15 protein-coding genes are annotated in these 21,337 nt (G+C 64.8%); 7 read left to right on the top strand and 8 right to left on the bottom strand.

Annotated elements, in window-relative coordinates:
• Positions 1 to 32 precede the first annotated feature (32 nt).
• Positions 33 to 803 (bottom strand): hypothetical protein, encoded by a 771-nt coding sequence (locus H6718_19915; protein MCB9587680.1) that lies wholly within the window; start codon positions 801 to 803, stop codon positions 33 to 35.
• A gap of 229 nt (positions 804 to 1,032) precedes the next feature.
• Between H6718_19915 and H6718_19910 the strand changes: the two genes are divergently transcribed.
• The 3 genes from H6718_19910 to H6718_19900 all read left to right on the top strand — a co-directional run bounded on the left by H6718_19910 (position 1,033) and on the right by H6718_19900 (position 4,777).
• Positions 1,033 to 2,748 (top strand): PAS domain S-box protein, encoded by a 1,716-nt coding sequence (locus H6718_19910; protein MCB9587679.1) that lies wholly within the window; start codon positions 1,033 to 1,035, stop codon positions 2,746 to 2,748.
• The gene (locus H6718_19905) at positions 2,735 to 3,961 is read left to right on the top strand and encodes a hypothetical protein (protein MCB9587678.1); all 1,227 of its coding nucleotides are present in this window, start codon (positions 2,735 to 2,737) and stop codon (positions 3,959 to 3,961) included. The genes H6718_19910 and H6718_19905 overlap by 14 nt, the downstream gene beginning before the upstream one ends.
• A 273-nt stretch (positions 3,962 to 4,234) precedes the next feature.
• Positions 4,235 to 4,777 carry a hypothetical protein gene (locus H6718_19900; GenBank protein MCB9587677.1) on the top strand — a complete coding sequence of 181 codons (543 nt, stop codon included), beginning with the start codon at positions 4,235 to 4,237 and terminating at the stop codon, positions 4,775 to 4,777.
• On the opposite strand, the gene H6718_19895 is transcribed toward H6718_19900, so the two are convergent.
• The 5 genes from H6718_19895 to H6718_19875 form a co-directional block, all read right to left on the bottom strand.
• Positions 4,774 to 6,960 (bottom strand): hypothetical protein, encoded by a 2,187-nt coding sequence (locus tag H6718_19895; GenBank protein ID MCB9587676.1) that lies wholly within the window; start codon positions 6,958 to 6,960, stop codon positions 4,774 to 4,776. The two genes, H6718_19900 and H6718_19895, sit on opposite strands and share 4 nt — an antisense overlap.
• A 261-nt stretch (positions 6,961 to 7,221) precedes the next feature.
• Positions 7,222 to 8,085 (bottom strand): hypothetical protein, encoded by an 864-nt coding sequence (locus tag H6718_19890; protein ID MCB9587675.1) that lies wholly within the window; start codon positions 8,083 to 8,085, stop codon positions 7,222 to 7,224.
• A gap of 339 nt (positions 8,086 to 8,424) precedes the next feature.
• Positions 8,425 to 8,961 (bottom strand): hemerythrin domain-containing protein, encoded by a 537-nt coding sequence (locus H6718_19885; protein ID MCB9587674.1) that lies wholly within the window; start codon positions 8,959 to 8,961, stop codon positions 8,425 to 8,427.
• A 41-nt stretch (positions 8,962 to 9,002) separates the two neighbouring features.
• On the bottom strand, positions 9,003 to 9,560 hold the full coding sequence (locus H6718_19880) for a hemerythrin domain-containing protein (GenBank protein ID MCB9587673.1): 558 nt from the start codon (positions 9,558 to 9,560) through the stop codon (positions 9,003 to 9,005).
• 22 nt (positions 9,561 to 9,582) lie between these two features.
• Positions 9,583 to 10,239, bottom strand: a complete 657-nt coding sequence (locus tag H6718_19875) for a superoxide dismutase family protein (GenBank protein ID MCB9587672.1) — start codon at positions 10,237 to 10,239, stop codon at positions 9,583 to 9,585.
• A 372-nt stretch (positions 10,240 to 10,611) separates the two neighbouring features.
• On the opposite strand from H6718_19875, the gene H6718_19870 reads away from it, so the two are divergent.
• Entirely contained in the window at positions 10,612 to 11,310 is a 699-nt protein-coding gene (locus H6718_19870) for a hypothetical protein (protein MCB9587671.1), read from the top strand.
• 41 nt (positions 11,311 to 11,351) lie between these two features.
• Positions 11,352 to 13,541, top strand: a complete 2,190-nt coding sequence (locus H6718_19865) for a cation:proton antiporter (protein ID MCB9587670.1) — start codon at positions 11,352 to 11,354, stop codon at positions 13,539 to 13,541.
• Between the two features lie 4 nt (positions 13,542 to 13,545).
• Here H6718_19865 and H6718_19860 read toward each other — a convergent pair whose 3' ends face one another.
• Entirely contained in the window at positions 13,546 to 16,479 is a 2,934-nt protein-coding gene (locus H6718_19860) for a GAF domain-containing protein (GenBank protein ID MCB9587669.1), read from the bottom strand.
• Between the two features lie 278 nt (positions 16,480 to 16,757).
• On the opposite strand from H6718_19860, the gene H6718_19855 reads away from it, so the two are divergent.
• Entirely contained in the window at positions 16,758 to 18,536 is a 1,779-nt protein-coding gene (locus H6718_19855; GenBank protein ID MCB9587668.1) for a hypothetical protein, read from the top strand.
• Positions 18,537 to 18,588: 52 nt separating this feature from the next.
• On the opposite strand, the gene H6718_19850 is transcribed toward H6718_19855, so the two are convergent.
• Positions 18,589 to 19,236: a hypothetical protein gene (locus tag H6718_19850; protein ID MCB9587667.1), complete on the bottom strand. Its 648-nt coding sequence runs from the start codon at positions 19,234 to 19,236 to the stop codon at positions 18,589 to 18,591.
• 176 nt (positions 19,237 to 19,412) lie between these two features.
• Between H6718_19850 and H6718_19845 the strand changes: the two genes are divergently transcribed.
• Positions 19,413 to 21,305 (top strand): hypothetical protein, encoded by a 1,893-nt coding sequence (locus H6718_19845; GenBank protein ID MCB9587666.1) that lies wholly within the window; start codon positions 19,413 to 19,415, stop codon positions 21,303 to 21,305.
• The last annotated feature ends 32 nt before the right edge of the window (positions 21,306 to 21,337 follow it).

Raw genomic sequence — 21,337 nt, 5'->3', positions numbered from 1 at the left:
AACTGTTTCCGCCAGGAACGGCTTCGGCGTTCCTAGTGCCGGGGAGTTCTTAGCTCGGCAAAGCCGCGCTCGAAGCCACCGCGCATCAGCGCCCGCAAGCGCTCCGCGGCGGCGGCATCTACCTTGGGCTCGAGTAGTTCTAGTCCCGCGGTGATGCGGCTCCACTCCCGCTCCACGAACGCGCCCTTGGCGCGGTCGCGGGCTTCGTCCACGACGGCTGGCTCGAACTTGTTCACACTGCTCACCTTCGCCGCGCCGCCGTCCAGCACTTCGCGCCCATCCAACACATGCTCCCAGAGCGCCTGGCTCCCGCTGAGGTCCCGCAATTCGTACGGAAAGTCCTGATCATCCCGCCAGCGAAACAACGGTGCGTCGTCCTGCTCTCGTGGCACGCGAAACGGCTTCGTTGCGTTCTGCCACAGTTCAGCGAGCGCATAGCGCAGAGGTGGGACCCGCTCCGGGCTGGTGGCCGTCGGCTTTCTCACGGCAACGCCCAGGAAGATCCCCGCATCGTTCAGCTCGAGATCACCTCCAGCTCCCAGCAACGTGAGCTCTCTGACGCTCACCCGGATCGGGACCAGCGGGTGTACGGGCAAGCCAAAGCGCAGCGCCAACCTACCATTGAGCCACTTTCTGGCGGTGATGTACCTGGCCCGGGGTGCCCCACGGAAAGGCACTCGCAGGTAGTACTCGCTGCGGCCGACGACAGTGCGGAAGAGCGCCCAGGCGTCGCCTTGCTCCGCGGGGATCCGTCTGACGAGGCGCCCGGGGAAAACCGACGGGACGTGGAAACTGCCGACCACGACCCATTATCCAATGTTCCGCCGCCCCCCTCAAACTGACTCAGGTTGATACACAAATCACGCGCCTCTCAGTGCCCATCCGAGCGCGTCCATGTTACCGCGCGGTAAGCTCGCTCTGCAGCTGTTGGAGGTTCTGCGCCCTATTGCGCGACTCGCGGGGCTAGGGCAGGCTAGCGCCTTACGTTACGGGAGGTCTTGGTTGAACTCGTCTTCGGGTATGCAAGCGGATGTGCAGCAGTGGTTCCGGGACCTGGTCAACCCCACCGGGGCGCCCACGTTGCTGCTCGAGGCAGAGACAGTCATTGCCGCAACGCCGGCAGCCCTCAAACTTCTCGACTGCGATGAGGCGGCGGTCGTTGGACTCTCACTCGAGGAGTTCAGCGGGCCTGACGAGCACCCAGTCCAGACTCGGGACGGAGCGGTGCGCCGGGGGGCGTTCTCGACACACAGCATCCCATCCTCTCCGCAGCATCGACTGCTGGTCCTCGCTCCACCTCCCGCACCGCCGGATCTCCCACTAGCAAGCGCCCTCGACGCAATCGTCGACTACGCTCTGTTGACGCTCGACCCCGAGGGTCATGTCGCAAGCTGGAACGCCGGAGCCACGGCGCTCAAGGGCTACACGCGAGAAGAAGCAACGGGCCTCCACCTCTCGGCTTTCTACACTCCCGAGGACATTGCCGCCCGGAAACCCGATCTGGAGCTAACCGAGGCGACCCAGAAGGGGCGCTACGAGGACGAAGGCTGGAGAGTGCGCAAGGACGGCTCACGTTTCTGGGCGAACGTGACCATCACGCCAGTACTAGAAGCCGCCACCTTGATCGGGTACTGCAAGGTCACGCGGGACCTCACCGCGCGACACGAAGCGGAGGAGCGCTTCCAAGCGGCGGTCGAAGCGTCCCCAACGGGGATGGTCATGGTGGACCTCGACGGACGGATCCTGCTCGCGAACGCCCGTCTTGAGCAGCTGTTCGGGTACTGCCGAGCCGACCTGCTGGGGAAGTCCATCGACGACTTGGTCCCCGACAGGTTCAGGGCCGGGCACGCGGAGCACCGGGCGCGCTTCTCCGAGGAGTCCGGATCCCGCTCGATGGGCGTGGGGCGGGACCTCTATGGGCTACGTGCCGACGGCAGCGAGTTTCCGGTGGAGATAGGCCTGAACCCCATAAACACGACGCGGGGCCGATGCGTGATGGCTTCCGTGGTCGATATTACCGAGCGGCAACGCGCTGCAGACGAACTGCGTCGCAGCAACGTCGAACTCGAGCATTTCGCCGCGGTCGCTTCTCATGATCTCCAGGAACCGTTGCGTATGGTGAGCAGCTTCGTCGAGCTGCTCGGACAACGCTACGGAGATCAGCTCGACGAGAAGGCGAACCGATACATCTACTTCGCCGTGGACGGCGCCAAACGCATGCAACACTTGGTGAACGATCTGCTCGAGTACTCGCGCGCGGGTGCGACGACACGCCCGCTGCGCCCAGTAGCGCTCGGTCCGATCATCGCCAACGTGCAGCGAGTGCTACGAGCGGTGATCGTGAGCAAACGAGCGACGGTGCGCGTCGACGAGTTCCCTACCATCCTGGGAGACGAACCGCAGTTGCAGCGCGTCTTCCAGAACTTGCTCTCCAACGCGCTGAAGTTCTCGGACCCCGCTCGCGCCCCCGAGATTCGGATCGAGGTGGAAGGCGACGCCAGCTGGTGGACCATCCGCGTGGTGGACAACGGCGTGGGTTTTTCCATGGACTCTGCGGAGGCGATCTTTCAGATGTTTCATCGCCTGCCCGCGACCGAGGTGCAGGGCAGCGGGATTGGTTTGGCCACGGTCAGGCGGATTATGGAGCGCCACGGCGGGCAGATCCAGGCGGAATCGAAGCCCGGCGAAGGAGCAACGTTCATCCTGACTTTCCCCAACGCGCAACTGGAGGATCGTGCCCACGACTAGACGGCAGCCGCGAGAGTCCCTTGGACGCACGGCCCCGACGTCCTCCCGGGACGTGTGGGTGGTGGGGCGTTGCGACACGAACTTGCTGGCGAGTCTGACGACGGCTGGTTGGAACCTCCAGCCCTACGTGACCGACGCCCCTGGACCCCAGCCGAGCGTACTGCTGGTCTCGTGGAACAAGGGAGACGTCACTCTGGAGGAGATCCTGACTCTTGCGGAGAACCACCCTGCGTCCTCCGTCGTCCTGCTAGCGCCTCGACGCGTGCTGGCGAGAGCGGCAACGCACTCAGCCGCTCGGCGCCTCACACTGGTGTCGACACCGACGTCTCCAGCCGTACTGGCACACATGCTGGCCAGCGCGAATCACGTAGCCCGCCTCGAGGCGCTCGCCGAAGACACGTTGCTGATGGATGGGGCCGGCGCGGGTCCGCTAACCGGGCAGAGCACCGCGATCCGCCGAGCCAGGCTGCGCATGTCGGAGGCCTATCTGTCTGGCGACCCGCTCTGGGTCTCCGGTCCGCTTGGCAGTGGCAAGCAGTGGATGGTGGAGCAAATCCACGAGGCAACTACGGGGGACGCGCCATTCGAGGTCATTGACTGTGCCGAGCTCGATCCGTCCTCGCAACGTAGCGCGATCGCGAGCGCAACCGAACGCCTCGCGGCGTCTGGTGCTGGCTTGCTCTGCCTACAACAGGCGGAGCACCTCGACGCGAGGCTCCGACCGATAGCTGAAGCGCGCGCCTACGGGATCCACCTCGCCTGCTGGAGCCGAGCTGCGGACCTCGATGCGCCCACGGGCTACTGCCACATCGAGATCCCGCCCCTGGCGAGTCGACCACTCGATGTGCTCTGGGCAACCCACTCTATCTTGACGCCCCACCGACTCACGTTGGACGCCGCGGCCGCCCGACTCCTACAAGGCTACCGCTGGCCGGGTAACTACCTCGAGCTCGAACGCGTGGTGCTGCGCGCGGTTCGCTCGGCGCGCGGCGGACGCATCCACCCTCGCGACCTGAACCTGGATGTCGACTGGCAAGCGGAAGGCGCGGATCCCGAACCGAGCTGCGAGCTCAAGAAGCTCGAGGCGAGCGCCATCAGGCGAGCCCTGGAGAGCACCAACGGTTGCAAGGCGAAGGCTGCACGCCGCCTCGGGATCGGACGAGCGACGCTGTATCGACGACTCCGCGAAATGTCGCGCAACGGCGAACTCTGAGCTGAGGTCCCGAAAGCGCAGCTCAGCGCCAACGCTCAGCCGCTACCCCTCCTGGGAGCGATTTACCGCTAGAATCGCGCTGGATGTCGGATCGGCCCTCACCCCCGCTGGCTTTGGCTGTCGCGCTGGCGCTCTGCGCTAGCTGCGCGCCGACATCCGAACCCGAGTGCAGCCGCGCGGAAACGGTTGTGGCGTCGGTCGAGCCGACCACGCCCATCAGAGCCCGTAGAGTTCTCGTGGAAGCCCGATGCCTGGTCATCGCACCCCGTAGCCTTGGCGGGCGATGGAGTGCTGCTGCAGGAGCACCACGCGCTACTGTTCGTGGATCTGCGAGGCGCTCAGCGCTGGCGGCGGGAGTGGACTGAAGAGGTCGAAGTGGTCGTGCCCCTGGACGGAGGGATCGTCGCGGTGGTGGACTCCAGCGACCGCCTATCCCTCCTGGCGCTCAAGAACGGCAGACTGAAAAGCGAGCTCAAGCTCCCGCAGGGCGCTACCGCAGGGATCAAGCTACCTGGCGGTGGCGCCTCCTTCAACCGCCGCAACGTCGCGTTCTTGAGCGACGGTGAGCTCACGGAGTCTGAGTCTCGGTCCACGGGCGAACGAGTGGAAGCTGTCGTTCGAGATCTCAAAGGACGCTTCTGGCTGCAAGGCTCGACCTCCTGGTCGGTGCTCGACGCCAAGGGCAAGCTCCTGCTCGGCTGGGAGCTCGAAGGCGAGGAAGGCAACCACAGCTTTCCCCCGGCGTTTCTCGGTGGTCGCGCGTGGTTCTTTCAAAAGTCGACTGAGCCCGCGCCGCTGCTCCTAGAACGCAGCTAGAACAAATACGCGGCGCCAGTGATGGGCGCCCCGTTGTCACTTGGATTGGCAGCGCTGGCGCTCGCCTCGAGTTCCGACGTCACTCCGAGCGTCCAGCCGTGTTCGTCGATGGCGAGCGCCCTACCAAGGCGATCCGAGGCGTCCGCGTTGGGCGCCTTGAGGAAGGAGAGCGGCAGCACGCCGGGAGCCTCACCCACGACGGCGAAGGCGTATGCAGCGCCGCTGGATGGCGCGAGCTCGTTGTCTTCGGCGCCGTTGATGCTGCGCGTCGAGCTGCCCTCGTGCGGCGCAGCGACGAGCAACGTCGAACCGTCGCCGGAGAGCGCGACCTGAGCGCCGAACTGGTCGGAGTCGCTCGGGTGGCCTGCCTTGACATACGCATGCTGAGTCCAGACCCCGGCTCCGCTCCAGTCGGCGAATACATAGACGGCACCCACGCCGCTACCGCTGTCATCATTGGGATCACTCGGAACTCGGCTCTGTTCCCCGATTGCGCTGACCGCGAGCAACCTCCCATCGTTCGAAATCGCGACGGACCGTCCTAGCCCGTCGTTTATGTCCAGGTTTTCCGCCTTCAGGTAGGCCACCTCCGTCCAACCGCTGGTCCCTCGCTCGAAGACGTACACCGCACCGCTGTCCGGCGCGCTCCCACCTTGCGGGTCGCTCGCCACGCCGCTGTCGTCCCCCGGCGCGCCGATCAGCGCGTACTTGCCGTCGCCGGATAGCGCAACGGAACGCCCGAAAGCATCGCCCGCTTCCGTATGGATACCCGAAAGCGTCCCGTCGTAGGACCAGCTGTTCGCGGCCCGGGTGTAGACGTAGGCCGCCCCGGCAAAGGAACCCAGAGTGGAATCGTTGTACACCCCGACGAGCAGCGTGTTGCCGTCAGCGGAGAGGGCCAGCTCGCGGCCAAAGAGGGCGTTGTCCGTGGTGTTCGGCGCCTTGACGTACGCTTGCAGTGACCAGGTCCCTGCACTCTTGACGAAGACGTACACCGCCCCGCTTTCTGGGCTTCCATCGCTGGTCTGGTCGCCGCCGACTCCGCTCGAGGCGCCATCTTCCCGGATGGCGCTGATCGCTGCCGTCGCGCCGTCGGCAGACAGCGCCACGGCGTAACCAAACCAGTCCTGTGCGGCCGCGTTGGGCGCCTTCAGCAACGCGGTCTCCTGCCACGCCCCCGCAGTGCGCTGCACCACGTAAGCCGCCCCCGCCGACGTCAGCGTGTTCGCAGCCGCGTTGGACAGCGGGCTGCTCTCGCCACTCGCACCGACCAACCCGGTGTTGCCGTCCGCCGAGAGGCTCAGCGAACAACCGAAGAAGTCGTTGGCGTCGGCGTTCGAGGCCTTGAGCATGGCTGTTTTCCCGACGGACTCTCCGATCACGACGTAGTCGTCTTTGCGACCGCTCGGCGCAGTCGCTCCCACGCGCCAGACACCCACGCCGCTGCTCGGAGTCACCTCGTACCAGTCTCCTGGAGTCATCGGTGCCCCGTCGAGAGTCAGCTGGAGCGGTGTGCCAGCGCTACTCTCCGCACGGATCCAGCGGCGCGACCAGAACGCCGACTGGGTCTGGTAGACTTGCTCGCCGGAGGTGAGGGAGAGATCGCTCTTCAAGAGGGAGAGCTCCACGAGCTGTGTGCTGTCGCCGAGGCACTGTGCCCCCAGGCAAACCTCGTCGCTTCCGCACGGCATATCCGTGGGTGTGTACTCGCAAGCTCCTGCCACGCACGCACCCGTCGAGGCATAGCTCCTCACGCTCGACGAGTCGGCACACGCCGAGGCAGGCGGAGCGTCGCACACCACTCCGTCACACACGGTTGGCTTCTCACAGGCACCATCGACGCAGACGTCGCCTGCCAGACAGGGCAAATCCTCTTGGGGGTACTGACACGCACCGTCCACACAGCTGCCAGCGGAGTACAAGCGTCGCGTCGTGCCATCGGCGCACGCAGCCCCTGGCGCAACACACGTCGTTACGTCGCACTCGGTCCCACCGGTGCCCGCACTGCCGCCGACGCCAGCGGCTCCTCCGCTGCCGCCGCCTCCCGCGCCCGCGCTTCCTCCACTGCCGCTAACACCGCCGGTGCCCGCCGTTCCGCCGCTGCTCGGGCTCTCCTCTCCCCCACACCCGCTCACCACCAGCACCACTGCCATTCCTGGCGCCCACGCACTACGCAGCTTCACCAGAGCAACACAACAAACGGCGGCGTGCAACACAAGCGATTCTGCTCGAAAGCGCCACCTACATTTCCGCACTTGCGTCACGCTCGGCGGCGCGGCGACCGACCGGAGGCTGGCAGTTCAGGACTCAATTCGCGCGTTGCGCGCCTGTTTGTGCGGGGAACCTCTCGAGGCCGGTACGGTCCGCCTCATGCGTAACGGCGAGTCACTCTGCAGCGCGGAGCAATTCGCTGATCAAGCCGAACGTATCTTCCTCACGGCAACTCAAACCTTCAGCGCGGCTTCCACATCCGCCAGCTGCATGCGCACCAGCGCGAGGTTCGAGCGGGAGCGGTCCGCCACCGCGTAGATGAACACCTGCGGGTGCCTCTTGAGCGGACGCATCACGTGGTATTGAGCCTGGAGAGTGACCACGATGTCTTCGATCTGTTCGACCAGCCCAACGCGGTGAATCGACTTTCGGTGGGCGCTCAGGAGCTCGACGCTCGAGAGGCTCGCCAGCTCGAGGTCGATAGTCGCGCCACCCACTACAGCAAGCACGTTGCGAGCGTCTGCGTCTACGAGCGAGGCACCCAGCAAGCCGTCCAGGTCATCCAGTTGGCGAAGCGCCTCGGGGATGTTCGATATCGAGGCACCCTCAGGTTGCGCCCGCGGATCGGGGACAGGCAGGCTCCACGGAGCCGGTTCAGCCAGGGAAATGGCCCCGCGCAGCAAGAGCTTGGTCAGGCAGCGGCAGGTCTCGAAGCGGCCGACGGTGGACGTATGCACAATGTCCTCCACCGATGCGATGCCGTCGACCAGCGCGAACACGAGCGCTTCGACATCGGCCAGCGGCTCCGGTTCGCCCTGGCGCATTGGCACGCGCTCGAGATCACCGAGTCGCCGCAAATACCCGAGCAGCAGACGATCCTTGAGCAGACGGATCCCGCGAGAAATCGCTGGATCGTCCGGTGTCTCGGCCCGAGCGTGCAGCAGGAGCTCGAGCGCCTCTTCATAGCGCTTTCCCGAGAGAAGCTGCTTCAGCTCACGTTTCCTTGCGGCAGCTGCTTCGTCAGGAGCGGGAGGCTCAGATCGAACGACTGATAGCTCAGGCGCCTGTTCAACCGGTTCCGCTTTTGCTGACGTCATCGCGCTCTCCCAAGGACTTGTCGCAGGCGCTCGAGGGAGGCACGGCACCTACGTTCAGCTGCGGGGTTGAGAAGCGTTCCACCCCGTTCCGTAGCTATCACACATTAGCTACAGACGGCGCGCAATCTGTAGGAATGGCAGCTCAAACAGGGAGCCTTGACGTATTTCTGTCACCCGCACTGACAAATCCACTCATATGGGCCCACACGTGATTTCTGCCTCGGAGCGTTTGGCGCATTCGGCGAGAGAACTGGCATTGAAACAAGCGCTTGGTTCTTCGGCGCCAGCTCGGATTTGTCTCAGTTTGGGACGTATTCTCTCGGCATGCTCTAAGCCAGCTCAGACTTTTCTCTCCCCCTGTTGCCATTCCTTCACCTGCCCCTTGAGCTCGCGATAGCGCGCCCCAACCTGCTCTGCGCACTCGCCCCCGAGCGCCTCTTGAGCCAGCGCGAAGACGCGCTCCTCCTCCTCTTCGACGTGCTGGACGAAGACCTCCAAGAGCGTCTGCGCGGTCTCCGACCATTGCGGATTGGAGAATGAGTAGCCAGACAGGCACCCGACGATTACTTCCAGCTTGCGCGCTGATCGATCGTGTTGCTCCGCCAGACCATAGGTCAGGCCGCGCTCCCGCAGCAGCGGATAGAGAAGGTCCATCTCCCCCTGCTCGTGAGCCACGAGCTGATCGCGTAGCTTGGGAAAGATCTCCGCTCGAGCCTTCGCGTCTTCTGCAGCGGCGAGGCGCTTGATCATCGAGGCTAGGTCGCGGTGTTCTGCGACGAGCGTCTTGAAGATCCCGACGAATGGTTGCGACGTCGCTCCGACAAACTTGTGCTCCGGAAGCTTGCTGTAATCGAGTGAACTGCGGGTGTGCGGCATGATTCCCTCTCCTCCACGTGTGCGCTCGTGGCGCGCTCGAGCTACTGGGTCCCTCCGAGGAGACCGCTCGCCAGGGTTGAACGAGAGCCCCCCTTCGCCTTGGTTCGGCAATAGGCTTCCTTCAGCTCTGCAGCGCGCGCCGCCCCGAGCGCCCGTTGTGCCGTGGGGAAGAGCTCGTTCTCCTCTTCTCGGATGTGTCGCACGACGAGCTGGCGCAGGGTGAGCGCACTGGCGAGCCACTCTGGGTGGTCGAACGCGCGACCATCGAGCCGGCGAATCATCGACTCCAAATCGCGCGCCTCCACGTCATGGCGTTGGGCCAAGCGGCGCGTCTCCACGAGCTCGTGGAGATCAGGACACAGGATTCGCACCTCGTCTTGATCGTGACTGAGCAATGCTCGACGCAGCTTCGGCCACAGCGCCGCGCGCTGCTTCGCGTCCGTCGTGCGACAGAGGACGTCGAGCATCATCGCGGCCTCGGTGTGCTCTTCCACCAAAGTCTCGAAGATCCCTTCGAAGCCTCGCGCGTGTTGCTTAGCTCGCGCGCGCCTCGAGACTTGGTGCCTGTCGCCGCTGAATTCCGGAATTCGGTAGTCCATGTTGCCCTCCAATAGGTTCGCTTCAATCCGCCTTGATGGGTGCACACGCGATGGGGCTGCCCGCGTTGCCGCTCTCCCCGTCACCGTGGTCTTCGCCTTCGTGAATCACGATCGCCTTGCCAAGGAAACTCCGGGCGTCGCCCGCCTTCAGGTTGGCCTTCGCGACCACGATGGTCAGTGTCCCATCGCCTTCGTCGTCGACGGTCAGGTTGCCGAGATCACCCAGGTGGTGCTCCGCAGCACTGGGTAAGCCGTGCTTCTTTCCGTCTGGATCGAAGTGCGCCCCCATGCTCTTGCCAGCGATGTCGCTGCAGTCGTCCTTCTCGTGAATGTGGACCGCCTTCTTCCCCTTGGGCGCGTCCTCGACCTCAATCTGGATGCGCACCCCGTCGGCGGTCTCGCTGAGTTCTGCGTCACCTGTGAGCTTCATCTTCGGCACACTGGTGAACTCTGCCTCGGCCTCGCGCTCCTTCCCGTCGGGTGGTGCGGCGCTGGCTCCGCCTGGAACGCTGCCTCCGGGCTTCGCCACTGGAACGGAAGGGGGTGGCCGCAGAGCGCGAGTCGATTCCATCGGTTGCGCGCGATCCGGGTCGCCAGGAGAGGTCGCTGACTCGGGGTTGTCGCAGGCGATGAGGGCGAGCGGCAGTACCCCGTTGAGCAGGCAGAGCTTGAGTTGCATGCCCGAGTGGAGAGCAACTGACGTGCCACCATCCCGGGCTCCCCGGGGGCTTTGCGGCCGCACTGGGCCATCGTTTCCCCCCGGCAACTACTGAGCAAGGGCGTCCTCGAACGCCGAATCAAGGTCTCAAACTGAGGCTGATGTGCCGTCTTGGTCGCTTTCGCCCCACCCCGCCAAAGCGCCACGTCGTGTTTTGCTCGTGAAAACCATTCCGCGACGCATGTCTAAACTCGCCGCAGAGCAGCGGTTTCGCATCTCATTTTGATTCCTCAAGGTAACGTTTTTCGGTGGTCGGGCGTGAGAATGCGGCGGGCTCACGACCACAACAGGGGGCCAGCGCCTGTCGCGCCCCGGCAACGCCGAGCAACTGATATGTTAGACATCCACTCCACGACACCGCTTGCCCCGAGGCTCGCCCCCGCCGCCGCCTTCTTGACCCCAGCGACGGGCGTGAAGATCTGCAGCACCCGCGAAACGAACCACGCGATCGAGTTCGTACCCACGGCGCAGTCGTTGGATCCCTTCTTTTCCCAGAACGTCTTGGCATCCCTCGTCGCACGTCGCGCGTTCGTCGAACTCCGCGACGCATCGCGCCAAGTTCTCGAGCCGGAGCTGTCCGAGTCCTTGCAACGCGCGGCGGCGACCTTGAGCGACCTGGAGCAAGGGGACTGGTACCCGATGTTGCGAAGCCACGACCGCACCCGTGCGACGCGCCTCGCGGCTCGTATCCGCCGCTGGTTGATCACCCAACCCACCGCTTCCGCACGGCGCAAGGGTGCCAAGCTGCTTAAGCGGTACTTCGACTTCGTGGAGACGTGCATGGGCGTGAACCGGCGTCCTGAGCTCGTAGAGCACGACGTTCGGGTCCTGCGCGAGGCGTTGCGCGCAAGTGCCACGGAACCCGTGAGCAAGGTCCGGAGCCTGGCCATGGCCGCCCTCGGCCGGGACGAAGATCTGGATCGCCTGCTGCTTGGCAGCACCCGTCAACGGGTCGTCCTGCGCTGCACCATCGAACGCACGCTGCAAAACCTAGCGGCAGAATCGCCCAGAGCCGTCCGACTCACTCGCTAGAGGCACACGACCGCGCCGCTGCGTAGTATATCCTGCCGCGGATGAACGCACACCACGCCGCCATCACCCTGTGCATCGCCGCGGCAGCTGGAGTGTTCCTGATCACCTTGGCGGGCCGCCTGCGCTTGCCGTCGATCACCCTGCTGCTGCTCGGGGGGATCTTGCTCGGCCCCCAGGCGCTCGGCATCGTGCACCCGGAGACGCTCGGCGATGGCCTGGAGACCGTCGTCACCCTGGCGGTCGCGATCGTGTTGTTCGAAGGCGGGCTCACTCTCGACATCGCTGGTTTCCGTCGGGAATCGGCCGTGATCGTGCGCATGCTCACGATCGGAGTGCTCATCACCTGGGCCGGCACCTCGGCTGCGCTGATGCTCGCGATGCCTTCGCTGAAGCTCGAGCTGGCGATCATCGCGGGGAGCTTGGTGATCGTCACCGGGCCGACCGTCGTCTCGCCTCTGTTGCGACGCATTCGCTTGCAGCCACGCCTGCATCACGTGCTGTACTGGGAAGGCGTGATGGTGGACGCGGTGGGCGTGTTCGTCGCCGTCTTGTGCTTCGAGTGGATCGCCGCCGGGGGCGATGAATCGGCTTTGATCCCGCTGGGTCGCTTCGCCTCGCGCTTCGTGGTGGGCGTTGGGGTCGGTGTGGGCGTCGGCTTTGCGCTGAGCGAAGCGCTGAATCGACGCTGGATTGACGCGGATCACACGAACATCGTCGTGCTCGCTAGCGCGCTCTTGGCGCTGGGCATTGCGAACACCGTGCTGACCGAGTCGGGGATCCTTGCCGTGATCGTCGCGGGCCTCACCGTCAGCTTGCGCAGTCGCGCGCAGCTGAAGGCGCTGAAGCGCTTCAAGCTCGAGCTGACCGAGGTTGGGATCGGGCTCTTGTTCGTGCTGCTCGCCGCGCGACTCGATCTCTCCGCGTTCCCTCGCGCGGGCTCTGGCTTGCTCCTGGTGCTCGCCGTGGTGCTCTTCGTGGCGCGCCCGCTGAACATCGCGATCTCGACGTGGGGAGCCAAATTCAGCTGGCGGGAGAAGGTGTTTCTCTCCTGGCTTGCTCCCCGCGGAATCGTAGCTGCGTCGATGGCGTCGCTGTTCGCGATTCGCCTGAAGCGTCTTGGACATCCAGATGCTCACCTGTTGGAGACGCTGACCTACGCCGTGATCGGCACCACCGTGGTGCTTCAGGGTCTCACTTCGCCTTTCGTGGCGCGCATGCTCGGCCTGCAGCGGCGCTCCCGAGCGACCTGGCTCCTGATCGGCGATCCGTGGCTTGCGACGCAGCTGCATCGCACCCTGCGCCAGTGCGGCGCCCCAACCCTCGTCTTCTCCACGGGCGAAGCGGTAGTTGGGGGTGAGGGAGACGACGAAACGATCTCGGAAGATCCGTTGGACCCCGCATCGCTCAGCGATCCACGCGTCGCCGACGCGGAGGCCGTGCTCGCCGTGGCAGGCGATCCGGAGACCAACGACAAGATCTGCGAAGCCTGGACCGACGTGGTCGGTGGCGCCGCTTGCTACCGATGGGATGCACCAGGGATCAGCGACTCACGCGCGGGTCGCCCGCTGTGGCTCGATGCGCCGGGCCCCGCCGAGGTGCGATCTCAGGTCGACGCGGAGCGCCTCGCCATCGACGCGGTCGAAGTCGGCACGGGGGAGGACACCACACGTTTCGGCGACGCCTTACGTCCCCTGCTGGGCGTCGATGAGGGGCGCATCTCGATCATCGACGGAGAGACACCTGCGGAGCTGCACTCCCTGATCGTGCTGCGTCAACGCATCCCTGGCCTCCAAGGCCTCATGCGCGATGCGCTGATCCTCGACAAGCACAGCGTGAAGTTCGAGGAGGTGCTGGAGCAGCTGCTAGAGCTCGCGTCGAAGGCGCTGCCCGATTTGGACGTCGCCCAACACCGCGCGGAAATACTCGAGCGCGAGCGCAGCATGCCCACGGCGATTGGCGCGGGGATCTGCATCCCCCACGTCTACCATGGCTCGGCCCAGCGCAGCATGGCCTTCGTAGCCCTCGTTCCAGGCGGGCTCGAGCAGTTCGGCCCCGACGGCGAGCCCGTGCGCCTGGTGTTCCTCGTGATTTCTCCAGCAGATCACGCCACCGCGCACCTGCGGAGCTTGAGCGCCATCGCGCAGCTCGGACGCGACCAGGGGCTGATGAACACGCTCATACATCAAAAGACGCACGGGCGCCTTTTGACGCTGCTCAGAGAGCGCGAGTAGGCACTCACTGCGCGGTGACGTCTGGCCAGGTGAAGCGAAACGTCGAACCGTTGGCCCCATCGGACTCGACCCACGCACGGCCCTGGCGCAGATCCACGAGCTTGCGCACCACCGCCAGTCCAATGCCGGTGCCCGACGTTCCGCCGCTCGGCAGCGTCTGAAAGATCCCCCAGATCCTATCTTGCATTGCCTCAGGGATCCCTGGCCCGTTGTCGCGCACGTAGAACACCAAGCTCGATCCCTGCTGGTCGACTCCCACTTCGATCTCCGGAGCGGCTTTGTTCGCGTGTTTGAACGCGTTGCCGATCAGATTCATGAAGACCTGTGCGAGCTGCGTGCGATCCGTTAGTACGACCAAGTCTTCCGGTATGTTGACGTTAGGTTGTACTTCAGTGGCCAGCAAGGTCACCACTTCGTCTACCAGCGCCCTCACCCTGATCATTTCCGGAAGGCTATTCGAGCGGCCGACTCGACTATAGTCGAGGACGCCGTCAATCAGCTCATCGAGACGCCGGACGCGTTGCCGAAGCATGCGTAGGTGCTCGGCACCTTCTTCGGTGATGCGCTCGCCTAGGTCCTCTTCAATGAACTCCGAGAGGTGACCAATCCCCCTGAGAGGCGCCTTCAAGTCGTGGGAAACGATGTACGCGAACTGGTCGAGCTCACGGTTGCTGCGTGCCAGCCGCTCGATCAAGTTCTGCGCCTTGGTGAAGAGCGCCGCGTTGTCCATCGCGATCGCGGCTTGGGCTGCAACACCGGACACCAGCTGCTCGGCTTGCTCGGTGAAGATCCCGGGCTCTTTGTGCCCAAAGAACAAGCCACCAAGCACTTCCCCACCGCGAGCGAGCACAGGCACGGCCATGTAGCTCACGACGGGCAGGTGCCCTTCGGGCATGCCGAAGTGAGGCTCATTCTTGCCGTAGCGGGGATCTTGGCGAATGTCGTCGACACGGATCACGCCCTCGCCAGCGAAGGTTGGGCGAAACAGCGCCGTCGCTCGCGGGATGGGGAAGCGCTCGAACGCGGAACGCTCCGCGCCGCTCAGGCTGTAGAGCAGCAGCTTGCCCCCCTGGGCATCCTGCGCTGTGTAGAAGAACGCGCCAAAGTCTGCGCCAGCGAGCTGGGTCGCGGAGTCCGTGATCGCCTGGACCAACTTGTCTTGATTGAGCTCGGCCGCCAGGGTGCGCCCCACGTTGTTGATGATTTCGAGCGCCTGGCGCTTCGCGCGCACCCGCGCCTCGACTTGGGAGCGGCGCATCCCGACGGCGATCAGGTCCGAGGCAGCCAGCAGCGTCGCCAAGGTGTCTGACTCCAAGTGCCGCTCGGAGTAGACCGCCAACACGCCAATCAGCGAACCGTGGATATGCAACGGAAAGCTGGCAAACGCCCTGATTCCCTCGTGATCCGACCAGGAGGCATCCGGCGCCTCGCCCAAGGTGCGGATCGTGGCTTCGTTTGCAACGGCGGTTTGCCCCGCGGAACCGAGCCCGAAAGGTACCAAGCGGTGTTCCTCGTCTCGCTCCCGGTGCCTCCCCACGCTGGCACGCAGCCTCAACACCCGGCGCTGATTATCCGCCGCCCAGACACGCACCTGGGCCATGCCCAGGTCGCGGGCGATGGCACTCGCGCAGTCGCCCAGGGCTGCCTCGAGGGTATCGTGCCGGGTCAGCACCTCACCAATATGTGCGACGAGCAGCGCTTGCTCTTTGCCTCGCTCTGCGGCCTCGTAGAGCGCTGCGCGCTCGAGGCTGAGCGCTGCGCGCGTCGCTAGCTCCCGCAAGTACCCCATATCCTCAGCGACGAACACGCGGTTGCTCTCGGCGTGCACCAGGGAGAGGCAACCCAACACCTGCTTACCCGTGCTGAGGGGGACGACGGCGTAGCTCTTGAGGCCCAGTGACCGCATCAACTCCAGATGGTCCGGCCCTCTGGCAACCGCTTGCAGCATCTCGTCGGGGACCTCGCGCACCCACTCCGCCTGTCCCGTGCGCAGCACGCGCGCCACCACCGTATCCGAGCGGATATCAATCGAACGCTCACCTCGCAGCCGGCGCGCGAGCTCTCGCTTCTCGGGGTCACGATGGGTCACCGTGAGGCGCTGCACCTCCCCCCCTTGCCCTAAAATATCGATCGCGCACCAATCGGCGAGCGCCGGGACCAAGATGTTCGCGAGCCCCTCGAGGGTCTCTCGATAGTCGAGAGAAGAGATCAGGAGCGCGCTCGCCTCGGAGAGCAACGCCAGGCGTTGGCGAGTCTGAACCTGGTTGCGAATGTCCAGCGCCACGACGAGGTTTCGCCCGCGAGACTCTTGGGTCGACGCGAGCAAGACCGGCACGCGGGAGCCGTCCTTGCGCAGGTATTCCTTCTCGAAAGGCGCTGCCGTGCCCTCGGCGGACACCGCACCCAGTGCGTCCTCGGAGGCCCCCAACCACTCAGGTGGTGTGAGCGCCCTCCAGTTGAGCTCCCCTCGATTCAGTTCCTCGCGGGAATAACCGATCAAGTTCAGGAGCGTCTCGTTGGCATCGTAGACCTGACCTTCGGGACCGGAGAGCAACATGCCCATCATGGGCGTCTCAAAGACGCGACTGCCCGCTCGAGACTCGGGAGGGCGAGCAGCCCGCTGGCGCGCGATGCACTTCACCTGGGCCTGAAGCAGAGCGTCCGAGGGTTGCTGAAGCAGGTGCGTGCAGCCCGCCGTGCAAAACTCCGCAAGACGAGCCTCTGAGAGGCCATCGTCGACCAGTAGGACCGGGATGTTGGCTACGGCGAAGGGCTCCAGCGCACCCAAATCGTCCACGGCGTGGGGGTGGAGCACGCAGAGGTCGAAGCCCGCCGCAAAACTTGGAAGCGCGCTCGCGCGCGAAACTTGCGCGTCGACGCCGTCCAGCGCTCGGGCCAACGAGTCCGAGTGCGCTTGCACCACCAGCACTCGGAACATGTGTTTCCCTTCTGCCGCACGCGGCTTGGTCAGGCCCAGTGCCTACGCGCAGCATCAGCTAGTTGCTCCCTGACGGTCAAGCGACGTTAGCCAGAGTCCCCCGTTTCCACGTGGCATCTCTCACCGGGTGAGGCCCAATGCCCCGCAGTGCCGAATCGACGCAGCGGCCCCTACCTTGATCCACGCGCGCAGCCTCACGACGACGGAAGGGGGCGCGCCCCCCGAGACCGTGAGGCAGCCGCAGAAAACCAGCGACCTTGTCACAAACCGCATTGGACATGCGACGGCGTTGGATGCTCGCTCTTCGCTTCGTATCCGCGCTCGCGGTTGCTCTCATCGCCCTCTCCTGCTCCTGCAGTGAGGACCCGGCACCGCAGGTAGTGCCCCAACCGAACCAAGCAACGCCTCCCAGCTCTGCAAACGAAGTCGTCTTGATACCCGACCCGACGCCGAGTGAGCTGGACCCGTTGGACGCGCCGCCGCCGGAGCCAATGCCGCAAGCCTCGGCGGAGCCGGCGACCGCGCCTCAAGACGAGCCAGACGAAGACGAAGACGACTGCAACCGCGAGATGATCGGCCTCACGGTCTTTTCGCCCAATGGGCGCCGCCTGGCCATCGAGTTCGAAGGCGGGCGCGTCCAAGTCTTCGACACCACGACTTGGAAGCCGGTGTCTGAAATCAAGTTCCAAGACGCGCTCAAGAGCCTCGAGTTCTCGCCGAACGGCCGCTACCTGTTTGGCGTCAACGATCCCGACGAGTATCCAGACGTGCTGCATGTCGCGCGTGTCAGTGACGGCGCTCGGCTCTGGCGCAAACGGATCCGAGAGGGGCGCTTTTCGTTCGTCGTGGCCAAAGACTCGAGCTGGTTCGCCGCCGTGGTGCGCGCTCCGAAGCCCCCGGGCGATCCAGACGACATCTACAGCGACCCCGAACCCGAATGGCACGTGGAACTCGTCGCGCTGCCGTCATTTTCCGCGCGGCGAAGCTTTTTCGAACCGAAGCGCATCACCAAACTCAAGCGCCCCGCGTGGCGACCTCGAAAGGTGCCCAATCCGGACCCGGAACGCTTCAAGGCCCCTCCCGGTGGACCTCCACGTATGGATCCAGTGCTCCCGATCTCCAACGATGCCGCCGACTACAGTCGCGACAGCGCAATCCCCGGCGAATGTTGTGAGTTGTTCGCGAGCGGCGACTCGCGCACACTGAGCATCTCGTATCAAGAGGTCACCAGCTTGGTCGACACGCGGCGCGCCGCCGTGATGACCACGCTCGTCGGTTCCTCCCCAGCGTTCTCTCCCAGCGGACGCTTCGTCGTGCTGGGGCGCGAGTCGGGCGCCGTAGCCATCTTTGACACGCGGCGCCGCAGCGCAAAACTCTTCTACGACGCGCTCTGTGACATCGATCTCACGCACCGCTTTCCAGACCCCGACTTCAGCCCAGACGAGAGCCTGGTCGCGATTGGTGGCCGAGAAAATCGCTTGTGTTTGGTCTCGCCCACCAGCGCAAAGCTCAAGACCTTCCTGCCGAACAAGCTCTACACGCCCATGCCCACGCTAGAGCGAGGCCGCGCCGACTCCGGTGGCTGGAGCGCCGACGGCTCCGCGATCGTGAGCACCCGCGGTTTCCACGACATGATGTTCCGCGTGGATACAAATGAGGACATCACGTTCGATGCAAAATGGGATCACATCGTGCGCTACGTACGACGCGCCGACGCCAGCTTCTTCGCGATAGACCTGCAGCAGCTGCCGCGGGCCGAAGTCATCGGGCACACGGTGCGCCCTCTCCCCCCCGCCCACGAAAACTGCCAGAGCGTCCGCTGGAGCCCCGATCGCGAAAAGCTACTGAACGACTCGGACGCTGAGGTGACCATCTGCTCTACACGAAACTTCCAGCCCATCACGCGCATCCGAGGCACCGTCGATGATCTGGAGTTCGATCCGCTGAGTCGCTTCGTGTACGGCAAAGACTACAACCACGTCGTGATCTGGAGCGCCGCTGACGGCAAGCAAGTCTTCAACACCGACTCGTGCTCGACCTCCACTGACACGCAGTAACGTCGCCTACGCCGGATCGCCGACGTCCCTTCTCCTCAGGACCCGGAGACGGCTACGAAATACCAACCGTCTCGATAGCAAGGGTCGCTTCTCGGCACTTCGGGCAAGGCACGGCAACACGATTGTCGACCGGTGCGATGTTTGCACTCTGGCACTTGGGGCAGTCGACGTCGCCAGCGAGCTCTGCGGCTCGCTCGGGGAACAGCCCAGCGTTGCGCCGCTTCGTCATCCACTCCACCAAGGTGATCACCAGGAGAAACGTCAGCACGCCTCCAACCACCGCAGCCCAAATCGGTGCCCCGAGGAACCAACTGATCAGACCTACCAACGGACCGGAAGCCAGTGACGGCTCGCAACCTCCCGGGAGGAAGTACAGCTGCTTGCGCTCGAAGAACGTCCCGCAGGCCATGCACTTCATGCGCTCCACCCGTACCAGGCGCCCCTCTCGACTCGCGCGTTCATGCGTGTAGCCGTACCGCTCGAGGGTGCCCTGCTCGCTCGGGTGAGGGAGCGGCACCAGGTGGGCGTGCTGCACCTTCTCGAACTCCACGCCTGCGTTGGGAACGTTCAGCACCGCCCCGGCCAGAGTCGTCTCCAACTCCGACGGTGCCTCATCCAACCACAGCGCCAAGTACGCGGGCGGAAACAGCTCACTCTGGTAGTCGCAGTGCGCGCACTTCGCCCGAAGAACCGTTGACACGGCTACACGCCGCTCCAGCCGCGTAGGCCTCCGATTGGTTTGGTCACCTCGAGATTCTACCGCGCAACTCCGAGCGCGACGCAACGCGGAAACGCAAGCGGCGCCGCTCGTGTTCCCTCGCTGCAGTCCCTGACAGGCAGCCCGTCGACGACGCGCGCAAGCTGAAGGTCGAAGACGTGCGGAGTTGGACGCCCGCTGGCGCGTTGTTCGCACTCGATGTCTTGGGCACGCGTGACGTCGGGCTCGCGAGTCGATTGGCGGACGACTTTTGGCGCTTGGACGAAGTACGCCACGCAACCTGGTCGGATGAAGCGGTGCTAGACCGCCGAAACCGCGCGTATGCAGTCATGCTCCGGGGCTTTCACTCGTGGTCCCTGGAGGAGGTCGTGGATGCGCTGGCGCTCGGTCGTCTGCACATCGACTTCCAGTTCGATTGGGAGCACGAGCGTCGCCAGGTGCTCTTCGACCATCCCGCCTTGGCTACGCCCGAGCAACGCCTCGCTGCGCTGAAGGCGAGCGTCGAAGCTGGCGGGTGGGATGGTAATCCGGGTTGGACGACTTGGCTGCTGCACCGCCTGACCGAAGATCCGGTACCAGACGCTGGCGCGTGGCTGGCAGCAGCCTGGCAAGAGCACCGGAGCGAGACCCGCGAACATTCCCTCGCGGAAGCGGTTCTGGCCACTGGAGATGTTGCGAGCATTCAAGGCATCGCGGATACCATCGATGACCGCAAGCCTTCGTTCCAGGTCATGAAGGCGCTGATTTGCGTGGACCCAGCAACGGCAGCCTCCCGCCTCAAAGGCTGGCTCTCCCCCTTTCCAACTGAACAGCCCAAACTCAGCCAAGCCCTCGCGTTGCTCAAGGCGCTCGCCGCGGACGGCTTCAGCGCCGGAGGGCTCGGGTCGTCCAAGTCGCAGCGCGCCATGGGCTGGGTGCGCCAGGATCCTGGCTGGGTCTCGTTGCTCCTCGAGTGTCGCAAGCACAAGGACCCGAACGTTTCCCACCCGGCCCGTAGCGCCCTGGCCCACGCAGATCCTGCGCTCGTCGAGTCCCTGACGCCGAAAAAGGCAAGCAAAGGAAGGAAGATCCCCGAGGCAACGCTCAAGCCGCTTGGTTCAGTCAAGCTGGCCAGGCGCGGCTACTGGGGGACGCCAATCGCTTGGAGCGAAGACGCGATTGCGTTCTTCGCGGCGCCCGCTCGAGTCGAGGTGCGCAAGCTGAGTACAGGCTTGCCCGCGAGCTTCAGCGTCGACTTACCAGACGGCCTCAGCCTCCCGAGCACCCCGCGCGACCCAAACGACGACGGCTGGGGTCGCCCAGGCGTCCACGGGATCGCCCTCGACGCTTCCGCCGGTCGGCTCGCGATCGCAGGCAACGCAGGGGACACGGCTGGCGTTTGGGTGTTCAGCGCAGGGGGGGAGGTCAAGCGTTGGTCCATCGAAGATCACCTGCCCCATCGTCTTCACTTCAGCCCCACCGGTGCGCTCTGGGTGCTGTGTGAAGGCGACGCGCCCACCGTGTTCGCGCTCGACCCGACGTCTCTTGAAGCGCAAGGCAGCTTTGCCCTCACCCCATTCCCCCCTCCCGCGTTCGTCGAAGCGTTTCCCCATGACACCGACGATGTGGGAGTATTCCAGATCGCGTGTGGACAAGACGGCTTGTGGCTCAAGGTGGTGGAGCGTGGGCCGAAGAAGCTAAAGATACGTTCACAGAAGCTGAGCAGCGTGCACCACGACTCGCTGCTCTACGCCTTCGCCTTGGGAGGCAGTGTGGCTGTGACCCTGCTGCAGTCGAAGCTCTTGCTCCGCGAGTGGCCAACGCTGAAGCCGCTCAAGGGCAAGCTAGTAGACGGCAGCACGCGGGAAGCCGCAGCCTCCGGCGACCTGGTGCTGGTGAGCGTCGCGCGCGTGCTGAACCAAGCTGACGCCTTCGAAGTCTTCAAGGCGCCCAAGTGGGACCGCGTCGCCGTTGGTCAGTGGCCGAAGGCTCACAACCTACTCACCCTCCAGGGCGACAAGCTGATCACGACGCTCAAGAAAGAAGTCCACGTGTGGCAGCTGCGGCTCTAGCCGGCACGGGAGGCGACGTCTGATCCACACGG

The organism is Polyangiaceae bacterium (assembly GCA_020633205.1).
Lineage (GTDB): Bacteria > Myxococcota_A > Polyangia > Polyangiales > Polyangiaceae > JAHBVY01.
Note: the sequence above shows the minus strand (reverse complement) of the source record. Positions and strands in the feature narration are given on the sequence as shown.